The sequence below is a fragment of the Streptomyces sp. SID14515 genome, assembly GCF_010548505.1.
Lineage (GTDB): Bacteria > Actinomycetota > Actinomycetes > Streptomycetales > Streptomycetaceae > Streptomyces > Streptomyces caviscabies.
Window position 1 is genome coordinate 157,712 of the sequence record NZ_JAAGMH010000079.1, and the last position, 12,272, is coordinate 169,983.

The window sequence follows — 12,272 nt, forward strand, 5'->3', positions numbered from 1 at the left end:
GAATGATATTCGGTAAATCCGGGTTCGGGGGTGCCGTCGCGGACTTCGAGGCCGCCTCGGCCGCGCAGGACGCCAAGCGGTCCGGCAAGGCCTTCCTCCGGCTGCAGGAGACCTACGGCCAGGCCAAGGAGTCGGAGGTGCTGGACGGCGGGCCGCGGCTCGCCGCCGTACTGGACCGGGTACCGCCCGGCCCCCGTGCCGTCGTCGCCGTCCTCGTGGGGGCCTGTGTCGAGCGCGGTGCGGACGCCGAGCGCTGCGCGCCGGGCGTGCTCGCCGGGCTGCGGTCGGCGCTGGAGGAGGCCGTGGCGTTCGCCGACGCGTGGGCCGCGACCGGCGGCGGACCGTTTCCCGTGCCGCGCGACGGCGAGCCGGGCCAGGACGTCGTCGAGCGTGCGGGCCTCGACGCGGCGCTCGGCTGGTGGACGCTCCGCCAGTGGGAGATGGCGGCCGTCGCTCTGCTGAACCACCGGGAGGTGCGCGCCCGGGTCGCGTCCCGGCGTGAGCTGCTGCGTCTGCTCACCACCGTGGCACAGGCGTCCGGCCAGGAGTTCAGGTCGCTCGCCCACGCCCTCCTGGTGCTGGACGACGAACCGCTCGTGGCCCTCCACCGGGCGAGCGGCACCGGGTACTTCCTGCGGATCTCCGGCATCGGGGACAACTTCCAGCTGCACACCCTGCTCGCCGACGCGCTCATAGGCGGCGGCCATGTGGAGGGCCACGCGCCGTCGCCGCAGGAGGCGGCCGTCTGCCGGGAGACCCCCGGGCAGATGGAGACCGTGGGCTCCTTCGAGCTGGCGGCCCCGGACGGCGCTCCGATCGGGAACGAGGGCGCTCCGGCCGACATCCCGGTCGTCGAGGACGTCCGGCTGCTGGTCCTGGACGAGCCGTCCGACCGGCGGTCCTGGCCGGCCGGGCGCTTCTTCCCGGGGATGCGCGGTGACGCCGTCCTGGAGCGCGCCCTCGAACCGGAGGAGACGGAGCGCTGGTTCGCCCACGTCGCTCCGGCCGAGGAGCCCGCCGGGGCCCAGAGGGCCGCCGGCTGATCCGCGACCCGGTACGGCCGCGCCTCAGCGGATCCGGGCGCCCGTTCCGCTGACCCGGACGCGGGCGTCGTCCGCGCGCAGTTCGACGGTGAGCGTGCCGGGGCGGCCCATGTCCGCCCCCTGGCGCAGGGTCAGCACGGCCGCCTCCGGTACGACCCCGAGCTCCCGCGCGTACGCGCCGAAGGCGGCCGCCGCCGCGCCCGTCGCCGGGTCCTCCACGACCCCGCCCACCGGGAATGGATCGCGGACGTGGAAGAGCTCCGGTCCCTCGCGCCACACCAGTTGCAGGGTGGTCAGGTCCAGCCGGTGCATCAGCGCTTCGAGCCGCGCGAAGTCGTACTCCAGGTCCGCCAGCCGCTCCCGGGTGGCGGCGGCCAGCACCAGGTGCCGGGCCCCCGCGTAGGCGATCCGGGGCGGCAGGGCCGGGTCGAGATCGGCGGCCGCCCAGTCCAGGGCCGCCAGCGCCTCCGCCAGGTCGGCCGCTTCGGCCTCCTCGACCCGCGGGACCACGCTGGTCAGGGTGGCGCGGAGCTCGCCGTTCTCACGGACGACGGTGACCGGCACCGTACCCGCGGCCGTGGCGAACTCCAGCTCGCCCGGGCCGTCCCGCTCCGCCAGGGCGAGCGCCGTGGCGACCGTGGCGTGGCCGCAGAAGGGCACCTCGGCCTTCGGGCTGAAGTAGCGGATCGTGTACGCGCCCTCGCCGGTCCGCTCCGTCAGGAACGCCGACTCGCTGTAGCCCACCTCCGCCGCGACGGCGAGCATCCGCTCCTCGTCGAGACCGGAGGCGTCCAGGACGACACCGGCGGGGTTCCCGCCCGCCGGGTCGGCGGAGAAGGCGGTGTAACGCAGGACCTCGGGCCCGTGATCATGTGTCATGCACCACTCCAACCGCGCCGCCGCGCCCCTCATTCCCGGTGCGGCGCGCGAGAAGGGCCGGTCGCGGCCCCCCGTTCCGCGACCGGCCCCACCCGGTGGATCAGTGGCAGTTCTTGACGCCCTTGTTCGCCTTGGTGGACTTCTTCCAGTAGCAGGAGTCCTGGAGCTTCCCGTTCGGCTTGATCAGCCGGGCCTTGTCGCCGGTGTTGTTCCAGACGTACGAGCCCCGGTTCCAGTGCACGGTGCCCGAGACGTTCTTGCCCTTGCCGGTGCGGAGCTTGACCGTCTTGCCCGCGCCGATGCTGTAGCTGCCGAAGGTGTAGGTGTAGCCGGTGTTGTCCTTCACCTTGAAGCCCTTGAGCTGGACCTTCTTCTTGCCGTTGTTGTGGATGTTCACCCACTCGGCGTTCAGTGACTTCTTCGACCGGTCGTCCTTGCCGGGGCCGTCGTACTGAACCGTCCCGAAGTGCAGCCCGCCCTGGTGGGCGGCCGCCGTGGCCGGGGCCGCCGTGGCGAGGAGCGAGCCGGCCAGTGCGGTGGCGGCTGCCAGGGCGATCGGCGCAGCGGTGCGTATGCGCATGCGGTGTTCCTTCTGTGTCGTTCTGGTGAAGGCGTAACAGGATGCGATCATACGGACAGCATGCGCTTGCTCCTTCATAGGGAGAGAAATCCGCAAATCCGGTCAGATGATGGCTGGTTCGGGCGAGATTCGATCGAATGTGATCACGTGTGGGCTCAGCCTCGTCCGACGTACGGCATGTTCGTCGCCAGGACCGTGGCGAACTGAATGTTCGCCTCCAGCGGCAGCTCCGCCATGTGCAGCACCGTCCGCGCCACGTCGGCCGCGTCCATCACCGGCTCCACCGCCAGTTCCCCGTTGGCCTGCAGGGTCCCGGTCCGCATCCGCTCGGTCATCTCCGTCGCCGCGTTGCCGATGTCGATCTGCCCGCAGGCGATCCGGTAGGGCCGGCCGTCCAGTGACAGCGATTTGGTCAGCCCGGTGATCGCGTGCTTGGTCGCGGTGTACGCGATCGAGTGCGGGCGCGGTGCGTGGGCGGAGATCGAGCCGTTGTTGATGATCCGGCCGCCCTGCGGGGCCTGCTCCTTCATCAGCCGGTACGCCGCCTGTGCGCACAGGAACGCACCCGTCAGGTTCACGTCCACGACCGCCCGCCAGTCGTCGGCGGCGAGATCCTCCAGCGGGACGCCGCCGGGGCCGAACGTGCCCGCGTTGTTGAACAGCAGGTCCAGCCGGCCGAACCGATCGCGTACGGCGGTGAAGAGCGCGGCGACCTCGTCGGCGTCCGTCACGTCCGTGGTGACGCACAGCGCCTCGGTGTCCCCGGCGGCGGCCGCCGTCTCCGCCAGCGGCTCGGCCCGCCGGCCCGCGAGCGCGAGCGACCAGCCCGCCTGTGCGAGGGCGAGCGCGACGGCCCGGCCGATCCCGGAACCCGCACCTGTGACGACGGCGACTTTCTGCTGGGTCTGCTCAGTGTTCATGGCCCGGGAGCGTACGGGACAGATCCGTGCACGGGGCACGCGGTGCTCATCGACCCGCCATGCGGATGTTGTGCACGCGACAACGGTGAGTCGTTGCGGGCGGTTGCCATGAATCCCGACAGCATCCGGGCTGAGGAGGGGCATATGACAGCCGCACAGACCATCATGACGCCCGATCAGAGCACCCCAGCAAACGAACTCCGCACCGCCGCACGGCTACTCGAACCGGGTGTGGGGCGCAGGCGCTTCCTGACCGCGACCGGGGCCGCCGCCGCGCTCGCCTTCGCCGTGAACCTGCCCGCCGCCGGCACGGCGAGCGCCGCCGAACTCGACTCCCGCCGGATCGCCGAGGACCCGTTCACCCTCGGCGTCGCCTCCGGCGACCCGCACCCCACGTCCGTCCTGATCTGGACCCGCCTCGCCCCGCGCCCCTACGAGCCCGGCGGCGGGCTGCCGGGCGGCCGGGTCGAGGTGCGCTGGGAGGTGGCCCGCGACGAGCGCTTCCGCCGTATCGAGCGGCGCGGATCGGTCACCGCCCACCCGGAGTTCGCCCACAGCGTCCGCGCCGAGGTCCGGGGCCTCGACTCCGGCCGGATCTACTACTACCGCTTCCGCACCGGCAGCTGGACCAGCCCGGTCGGCCGCGCCCGCACCGCCCCGGCCCCCGGAGCCCGTAACAGCTCCCTCACCCTGGCCGCCATCTCCTGCCAGGCGTATCACGACGGGTACTTCACCGCCCACCGCCACCTCGCCGCCGAGGACGTCGACGTCGTCTTCCACCTCGGCGACTATCTGTACGAGTACGCCGTCACCGCCACCGGCGGCGCCCGCAACTACACCGACCGCACCCTCCCCGCGCACTACAACCGCGAGACGCAGAACCTGGAGGACTACCGGCTGCGCTACGCCCTCTACAAGTCCGACCCGGACCTGCGCGCCGCCCACGCCGCCCACCCCTTCGTCGTCACCTGGGACGACCACGAGACCGAGAACAACTACGCGGGCGAGATCCCGGAGAACGACGTCACCCCCGAGGAGTTCCTGCTGCGCCGGGCCGCCGCGTACCGCGCGTACTGGGAGAACCAGCCGCTGCGCACCCCGCAGCGCCCCACCGGCCCGGACATGACGCTCTACCGCCGCCTCCGCTTCGGCCGGCTCGCCCAGTTCGACATCCTCGACACCCGCCAGTACCGCAGCGACCAGGCGTACGGCGACGGCTGGCGCACCCCGGGACCCGAGTCCGAGGACCCCGCGCGCACCATGACCGGGGCCACCCAGGAACGCTGGCTGATCGACGGCTGGCGGGCCTCGGACGCCACCTGGAACGTCGTCCCGCAGCAGGTCACCTTCGCCCGGCGGCGCGATGTGCCCACCGACGCCTACAAGCTGTCGATGGACTCCTGGGACGGCTACCCGGCTTCCCGGCAGCGGGTGCTGGCCGGGGCCGAGGCCGCCGGGGTGGACAACCTGATGGTCCTCACCGGCGACGTCCACGTCTCCTACGCCTTCGACCTCAAGAAGGACTTCGACGACCCCGCCTCGCGCACCGTCGGCACGGAGATCGTCACCACTTCCATCTCCAGCGGCAAGGACGGCGCGGACCGGCCCGCCAACTGGGAGAACCAGACCCGCGCCAACCCGCACCTGAAGCACTACAACGGGCGGCGCGGCTACGCGCTCGTCACCCTCGGCACGAAGGAGGCCCGCGCCGACTTCCGTACGGTGGCGGCCGTCACCACCCCCGGAGCGCCGCTCGCCACGGCGGCCTCCTTCGTCACGGAGGCGGGGAACCCCGGGCTCACGCCCGCGTAAGCCTCACCCCGGCGCCACCGGGCTCAGCGGTCCGCCGGATAGCGGACGCCGATGCGGTCCCGTACCGCGTCGAGCGTCCGCATCACCGCGAGCGAACCCTCCAGCGGTACGAGCGGGGACTCGGTCTCGCCCGCCCGCACCGCGCGCGCCACCTCGACGGCCTCGTACTGCATGCCGGAGAGCCCCTGCGGACCGGGCCCCGAGGTGATCGTCTCCGGCTCCGCGCCCGCCCGCCGCAGCACGAAGCGGTCCGGGTGGAAGAAGTCGCGCGGGATGTCGATCCGCCCGGCCGTGCCGATCACGGTGGCCGCCGTCGGATGGTGGCCGACGATCGAACACGACAGCAGCGCGTTCGCCCCCGACTCCCAGCCGAGCAGCATCCCCGTGTTCAGGTCGACGCCCTCCGGCGACAGCAGCGCGTCCGCCTGCACCCGGTCCGGTTCGCCCAGCAGCAGCTGCGCGAACGACACCGGGTAGACCCCGAGGTCCAGCAGCGCCCCGCCGCCCAGGTCCGGGTCGCGCAGCCGGTGCCCCGGAGCGAAGTCGCCCGCGAAGCCGAAGTCCGCCTGTACGGTACGGATCTCGCCGATCGCCCCGTCGCGGACCAGCTCGGTCAGCCGGCGGACCACCGGGTTGAGGTAGGTCCACATGGCCTCCATCAGGAACAGGCCGCGCTTCCGGGCCAGCGCCACCAGCTCCCGCGCCTCCCGGCTGTTGAGCGTGAACGCCTTCTCGCACAGCACATGCTTTCCGGCCCGCAGCGCCAGCCCGGCCGCCGCGTGGTGCGCCGAGTGCGGCGTGGCCACGTACACCACGTCCACCTCGTCGTCGGCGACCAGCTCCGCCCAGCTGCCGTAGGCCCGCCCGATCCCGTGCCGGCCGGCGAAGTCCCGCGCGGAGGCCTCCGTGCGCGAGGCGACGGCCACCACCTCGGCGTCGGGCAGCTTCCGTACGTCCGCCGTGAAGGTCGCGGCTATGCCGCCCGTCGCCAGAACACCCCAGCGCACCGTCTCGCCCATGCCCGCCACTCCAGCCCGCCCGAAAAAGGTATCGACCACTCCGGCCGAGCTGAGAGCATAGATGCGGATTCAACGATGTGGAGAAGAGAATGCCGGACAGCGGCGGCAGCCGGTCCCAGCGAGCGCACATACCCACCTCCGGGACCGGTCCCGGAGCCGACGCGGACCTCAGGACCGGCCCCGGTACCGACGGCGGCCTCGGGACCGGTCCCGGCGCCGACGGCGGCCCGACCGTCCCGCACGGCGACGCGGGCGCCCTCTCCGTCGACCCGGCGGCCCCGCAGGTCACCGCCCCCGCCGGTCTGCCGGGAACCCCCGGTCTGCCGGGAACCCCGGGTCCGCACGGAACCCCCGGTCCGCAGGGAGCCCACGGCCTGCCCGGCCCGGCGGCGAAGGCGGCCCGGCGCACCGGGCTCCTGGTCACCATGGTCCTCGGCGGACTCACCGCACTGCCGCCGCTGTCCATGGACATGTACCTCCCGGCGCTCCCCGCGGTCACCGACTCGCTGAGCGCCCCCGCCGCCACCATCCAGCTCACCCTGACCGCCTGCCTGGCCGGAATGGCGCTCGGCCAGCTCGTCGTCGGACCGATGAGCGACCGCTGGGGCCGCCGGAAGCCGCTGCTCCTCGGCATGGTCGTCTACGTCCTCGCCACCGCGATCTGCGCCCTGGCCCCCACCGCCCAACTCCTCATCGGCTTCCGCCTCCTCCAGGGGCTCGCGGGCGCGGCCGGCATCGTCATCGCACGGGCCGTGGTGCGCGACCTCTACGACGGCGTGGAGATGGCCCGGTTCTTCTCCACCCTGATGCTGATCTCCGGCGTCGCCCCGATCATCGCGCCGCTGATCGGCGGCCAGGTCCTGCGGGTCACCGACTGGCGCGGCATCTTCGTCGTCCTGACCGGCGTCGGCATCGCGCTCACCCTCGTCGTGTGGAAGTGGCTGCACGAGACGCTGCCGCCCGCCGACCGCCACACCGGCGGCGTCACCGACGCCCTGCGCACCATGCGCGGACTGCTCGCCGACCGGGTCTTCACCGGCTACATGATCGCGGGCGGCCTCGCCTTCGCCGTCCTCTTCGCCTACATCTCCGCGTCGCCGTTCGTCGTGCAGGAGATCTACGGGGCCTCGCCGCAGACCTTCAGCCTGCTCTTCGGGCTCAACTCCATCGGCCTGATCGCGGTCGGGCAGATCAACGGCAAGCTCCTCGTCGGCCGGTTCAGCCTCGACAAGGTGCTCGGCTTCGGCCTCGCGGTGATCGTGCTGGCCGCCGTCGCGCTGCTCCTCATGACGACCGGCGTCTTCGGCGAGGTCGGGCTCGTCCCCGTCGCCGCCGGGCTGTTCGTCCTGATGTCGGCGATGGGCCTCGCGATGCCGAACACCAACGCCCAGGCCCTCATGCGGACCAAGCACGCGGCGGGCTCCGCCTCCGCGCTGCTCGGCACGTCCTCGTTCCTCATCGGCGCCATCGCCTCCCCGCTGGTCGGCATCGCGGGGGAGGACACGGCCGTTCCGATGGCCCTCGTCCAGGTGGTCTGCGCGGTGGCGGCGGTGGCCTGCTTCCTGCTCCTGTGCCGCCCCTGGCAGCGCGCGGGACGCGAGGGCGGCCTCTGAGGGAATAAGGGGCTGAGGGGCTGAGGGATCCGGCCTCTGACGGAGCCGGCATCGGGCGGGCTCAGCCCGTGCGCGGGTAGCCGATCAGATGCGTGCGGTCCTGCCGGTCCGTCCAGCGGAACACCCCGACGCCCGTCGTCTCCGTCCCCGGCAGCCGGGCGTTGCGCGACAGCCGCTCGGTGCTCCAGGTGGCGAAGTCCATCTCGACCGGGAGCCCGCCGCCGGACAGCGCCTCCGAGGCGTCGCGCGCGTTCTCCGCCCCGTACGCGATGCCGTCGTCCGTCACCGTGGCCAGCGTCAGATGGGCGGTGCCGCCCTCGTCCTCGAAGCAGCGGCCCTGCTTCGCCTCCAGGTCGAACGCCAGGTTCCCGGCGATCAGATACTCGCCCGAGGGCGAGAGGACCGCCTGCGGGTAGCGCCCCGGCTTTATGGCGGGCCGGTGGCACTCCACCGAGGCGAGCACCTCGCCGGTCGCCGCGTCGTGCACCGCCCACAGCTCGTGGGTCGCCGCCCGCTTGGTCTTCTTCGCGGGCGCCCACTTCGCCAGCACCTGGTCCGGGGTCATCGACGTCACCACACCGCTGTCCCGCTCGGTGCCCTTGGGCGCCACGTTCCGGCTGAACCAGCCGCCGCGCACCCAGAACTCCCGGGCCCCGCCCAGCAGCAGCCCCTCGGCCGTCTGACCGTGCACCTCGGTGAGCTGCTTGCAGGCCGGGCAGCCCTTGGGGTACTTCAGCTCGGCCGCGCCCAGTTCGGAGACCTCGCCGGTGACCGGGTCGACCAGGGTGCTGTTCGCCTTCGCGTCGCTGATCACGATGTCCGGTCCGGTCGTGCTGACATCCGGGGCCCCGGACCACGGCACCTCGACGCGCTGCCGCTTCCCGTTGGTGACGTCGTACAGATCGAGCGCGAGGAAGGTGCTCGACGGGGACAGCCCGTCGCCGACCTTCCCGTAGGACCAGGTCACGAAGAACTGGCGGTCGCCCCTGGCCACCGTGGCGAGCTTCGGGTAGTGCAGCGGGTCCGGCGGCCGCCAGGCCCGGCTCTTCCAGCCGAGCTCGCCGGTGGCCGTGTCGACCGTGCGCAGCCGGTAGCGGTTCTCCTCGGCCCGCTCCAGATAGGCCAGCAGACCCGTCGCATGGGAGACGGCGACATCGGGGGAGGAGCCGATGATCTCCCAGCCGCGGTCCGTCGTGTACTGCGGCGGAACCGTCAGCCGGGTCACCGGTCCGGCGCTCGGCAGCACCGGCTTCGCCGTCCCGGGGGCCGCGTCGTCCTTCCCGCCGCCGTCGGGGCTGCCGCCGCAGGTGGCCAGCAGCAGGAGCAGGGCGAGAAAAACCACCCCGCCGACCAGGGCCAGCCGCACGATCTTCTGTCTCATGGCTCCCCCGCTGGACCATCGTGATCTCGTGCCGTCCACGCGCGGGCCAGCGTAGCAACAGGCCTCCGGTGGCGTGGAGTTCGCCGGATTCCTGTTCCGTACCGGTTACGTGGAACTGCTGTGCGGGCCCGCAGCTTCGCCCGCGTGGTCTCCCGTACCCCCTTCGGCGGCGGCGAAGCGGAATGCGTCCGCCGGGTCGCCTCCGCCTACAATTCGGCGGTGAACGTCACCCTCCCCACCGCACAGTCCCTGCGCGCGGCGCTGGCCGGGCTGCTCGACGGACTGCCGCCCAAACAGGCCACGCAGGCCGTCGACCGGCTGATCGCCAGCTACCGCGGGGAGACCCCGACGAACGCCCCGATCCTGCGCGACCGCTCCGACGTCGTCGCGTACGCCGCGTACCGCATGCCCGCCACCTTCGAAGCCGTACGGTCCGCCCTCGACGCCCTGGTCGAGGCCGCGCCCGACTGGACGCCCGCCACCCACACCGACGTCGGCGGCGGCACCGGCGCGGCGAGCTGGGCCGTGGCCGGGGTCTGGGAGGGCCCGGCCACCACCGTCCTGGACTGGGCCGAACCGGCCCTCGCGCTCGGCCGCGAACTGGCCGAGGCCTCCGGGGCGCCGGCGCTGCGCAAGGCCCGCTGGGAGCAGGCCCGGATCGGTGCGGCACTGGAACTGGACCCGGTGGACCTGATCACCGTCAGCTATGTGCTCAAGGAGCTGACCGCCCACGCCAGGACCGAGCTGGTCGACGCGGCGGCGGCCGCCGGGCAGGCCGTGGTGATCGTCGAGCCCGGCACCCCCGACGGGTACGCCCGGATCATCGAGGCCCGTGACCGGCTGATCGCCGCCGGGCTGCGCATCGCGGCCCCCTGCCCGCACAGCGAGGCCTGCCCGATCGCCCCCGGCGCCGACTGGTGCCACTTCTCGGCCCGGGTCAGCCGCTCCTCGCTGCACCGGCAGGTCAAGGGCGGCTCGCTCAGCCACGAGGACGAGAAGTTCAGTTACGTCGTCGCCACCCGCTTCCCCGCCGCCCCGACCGCCGCCCGGATCACCCGCAGACCGCAGATCCGCAAGGGCCAGGTCCTGCTGGAGCTGTGCACCCGCGACGAAGGGCTCGCCCGCTCCACGGTCACCAAGCGCCACGGCGAGCTCTACCGGGCGGCCAGGAACGTCGCCTGGGGCGATCCCTGGCCGCCGGAGAGCACAGAGAGCCAGCCGCGCGCAGCCGGAGATCTAGCCGCGCAGCCGGACAGCTAGCCGCGCAGCTCCTGGGTGCAGCACTTCACGCTGCCGCCGCCCTTGAGCAGTTCGCCCAGGTCCATCGGAATCGGCTCGAAGCCCCGGTCCCGCAGGGGATCGAGCAGCCCGGTCGCGCCCTGCGGCAGCAGCACGTGCCGCCCGTCGCTCACCGAGTTGAGGCCGAACGCCGCCGCGTCCGCCTCCCGGGCGAGCAGCGCGTCCGGGAACAGCCGGCGCAGCACCGCCCGGCTGCCGGGGGAGAAGGCGTCCGGGTAGTACATGATCTCGTCGGCCGCCGCGTCCAGCACGCACAGTGCGGTGTCCAGGTGGTAGTAGCGCGGATCCACCAGATCGAGCCCGACGACCGGCAGCCCGAAGAACTCCTGGGCCTCGGCGTGCGAGAGCGGGCTGGAGCGGAAGCCGCGCCCGGCCAGCAGATACGAGGCGGTGACGGCGAAGTCCCCCTCGCCCTCGTTGACGTGCTCCGGCTCATGGACCTCGGCGAAGCCGTGCTCCCGGAACCAGTCCCGGTGGGCCCCGGCCTCCTCGAACCGCTCCCGGTACGCGAACAGCGCGCCGAGCACCCGGCCGTCGATCACCGTGGCGCCGTTGGCGGCGAAGACCATGTCCGGCAGGTCCGGGCGGGGCGTGAGCAGCTCCACGGTGTGGCCGAGGGCGCGGTAGCGGTCGCGCAGGTCCTCCCACTGGGTCTGGGCCAGCGGCAGGTCGACGGGTTTGGACGGGTCCATCCACGGGTTGATGGAGTAGGTGACCCGGAAGTGCGTCGGTGCGCACATCAGGTAGCGACGAGGGGTGGCGTCACGGTTCAACTCGGGCTCCTCGCGAACGGCGGCGGTGGCCGCGGAACGGTGGGATGCGCACGGTCTGTGCGTGAGCCCATGGTGCGCCGTGCGCGCCGGATCCGCAGTGAACCGATCGGGTGGTTCACCGGACCGCCCGGTCAGGGCCATCAGGGCGATACGTACGCGGGCACCGAGGCGGTACGTACCGGCACCAGGCCGACACGTACGGGGACAGGACGATACATACCGGTACCAAGACGATACGTATCGGCTCGCCCGGCGCTAGATTGGCCGTATGGCACCCACCAAGGCACCCGACTCCAGCCGCCGCAGCGACCGCTCCCGCCGCGCGATCCACGACGCCGCCCTCGCCCTCGTCACAGAGGTGGGCTACCGGCGTACGACGATCGAGGGTATCGCCGCCCGCGCCGGGGTCGGCAAGCAGACCATCTACCGCTGGTGGCCCTCCAAGGCCGCCGTGCTGATGGAAGCCTTCCTGGACCTGGCCGGCAGGGCGGCGGAGGAGGCCGCGGCGCAGTCCGGCGACCCCGCCCGGGGCGCCGCCGACGCAGGTCAGGGCATCCCCGACACCGGCGATCTGGCCGCCGACCTCAGGCTCGTCCTGCGGGCCACCGTCGACGAGCTGAACGACCCGGCGCTGGAGATCCCCACCCGCGCGCTGACCGCCGAGGGCATCGTGGACGCGAAGCTGGGCGCCGAATTCGTCGAGAAGCTGCTCGAACCGCAGCTCGCGTTGTATGTCACACGGCTGCGGGCCGCCCAGGAGGCCGGGCACGTGCGCGCCGACGTCGACCCCCGGATCGCCCTGGAGCTGCTCATCGGCCCGCTGATGCACCGCTGGCTGCTCCGGACCCAGCCGCTCACCCACGCGTACGCCGATGCGATCGTCGACTACACCCTCGGCGGCCTCGCCCCGCGGCCCTGACCCGGCGGTGATCCTTATCCGTTATGTGGTGACA

The 12,272-nt window shown here is 72.7% G+C and carries 10 protein-coding genes and 1 pseudogene; 5 read left to right on the plus strand and 6 right to left on the minus strand.

Features of this window, described 5'->3' with window-relative positions; translation table 11 throughout:
* Nucleotides 1–2: 2 nt before the first annotated feature.
* Entirely contained in the window at nucleotides 3–1,043 is a 1,041-nt protein-coding gene (locus G3I54_RS16675) for a hypothetical protein (protein ID WP_164615502.1), read from the plus strand.
* 24 nt (nucleotides 1,044–1,067) lie between these two features.
* Here G3I54_RS16675 and G3I54_RS16680 read toward each other — a convergent pair whose 3' ends face one another.
* From G3I54_RS16680 to G3I54_RS16690, 3 genes are all read right to left on the minus strand, one after another.
* The gene (locus G3I54_RS16680) at nucleotides 1,068–1,922 is read right to left on the minus strand and encodes a PhzF family phenazine biosynthesis isomerase (protein ID WP_164615504.1); all 855 of its coding nucleotides are present in this window, start codon (nucleotides 1,920–1,922) and stop codon (nucleotides 1,068–1,070) included.
* Between the two features lie 100 nt (nucleotides 1,923–2,022).
* The gene (locus tag G3I54_RS16685; RefSeq protein WP_164615506.1) at nucleotides 2,023–2,502 is read right to left on the minus strand and encodes a lamin tail domain-containing protein; all 480 of its coding nucleotides are present in this window, start codon (nucleotides 2,500–2,502) and stop codon (nucleotides 2,023–2,025) included.
* Nucleotides 2,503–2,657: 155 nt separating this feature from the next.
* Entirely contained in the window at nucleotides 2,658–3,422 is a 765-nt protein-coding gene (locus G3I54_RS16690; protein ID WP_164615508.1) for an SDR family oxidoreductase, read from the minus strand.
* A 144-nt stretch (nucleotides 3,423–3,566) separates the two neighbouring features.
* On the opposite strand from G3I54_RS16690, the gene G3I54_RS16695 reads away from it, so the two are divergent.
* The gene (locus tag G3I54_RS16695; RefSeq protein ID WP_164615510.1) at nucleotides 3,567–5,234 is read left to right on the plus strand and encodes an alkaline phosphatase D family protein; all 1,668 of its coding nucleotides are present in this window, start codon (nucleotides 3,567–3,569) and stop codon (nucleotides 5,232–5,234) included.
* A gap of 23 nt (nucleotides 5,235–5,257) precedes the next feature.
* Here G3I54_RS16695 and G3I54_RS16700 read toward each other — a convergent pair whose 3' ends face one another.
* Nucleotides 5,258–6,253, minus strand: coding sequence for a Gfo/Idh/MocA family oxidoreductase (locus G3I54_RS16700; protein WP_164615512.1), 996 nt, complete (start codon nucleotides 6,251–6,253; stop codon nucleotides 5,258–5,260).
* 89 nt (nucleotides 6,254–6,342) lie between these two features.
* Here G3I54_RS16700 and G3I54_RS16705 point away from each other — a divergent pair, with 89 nt between their 5' ends.
* Complete coding sequence (locus G3I54_RS16705; protein ID WP_164615584.1) at nucleotides 6,343–7,866, plus strand: multidrug effflux MFS transporter; 1,524 nt, start codon at nucleotides 6,343–6,345, stop codon at nucleotides 7,864–7,866.
* Between the two features lie 61 nt (nucleotides 7,867–7,927).
* Here the strand turns inward: G3I54_RS16705 and G3I54_RS16710 are convergent, their stop codons facing one another.
* Nucleotides 7,928–9,247, minus strand: a complete 1,320-nt coding sequence (locus tag G3I54_RS16710) for a hypothetical protein (RefSeq protein ID WP_164615514.1) — start codon at nucleotides 9,245–9,247, stop codon at nucleotides 7,928–7,930.
* Between the two features lie 219 nt (nucleotides 9,248–9,466).
* On the opposite strand from G3I54_RS16710, the gene G3I54_RS16715 reads away from it, so the two are divergent.
* The gene (locus G3I54_RS16715) at nucleotides 9,467–10,507 is read left to right on the plus strand and encodes a small ribosomal subunit Rsm22 family protein (protein ID WP_164615516.1); all 1,041 of its coding nucleotides are present in this window, start codon (nucleotides 9,467–9,469) and stop codon (nucleotides 10,505–10,507) included.
* On the opposite strand, the pseudogene ddaH reads toward G3I54_RS16715, so the two are convergent.
* Nucleotides 10,504–11,367: pseudogene (gene ddaH / locus G3I54_RS16720) on the minus strand (dimethylargininase); the annotation flags it as partial. The gene G3I54_RS16715 and the pseudogene ddaH overlap by 4 nt on opposite strands.
* A gap of 220 nt (nucleotides 11,368–11,587) precedes the next feature.
* Between ddaH and G3I54_RS16725 the strand changes: the two are divergent.
* Nucleotides 11,588–12,238 (plus strand): TetR/AcrR family transcriptional regulator, encoded by a 651-nt coding sequence (locus G3I54_RS16725; protein ID WP_164615520.1) that lies wholly within the window; start codon nucleotides 11,588–11,590, stop codon nucleotides 12,236–12,238.
* Nucleotides 12,239–12,272 lie beyond the last annotated feature (34 nt).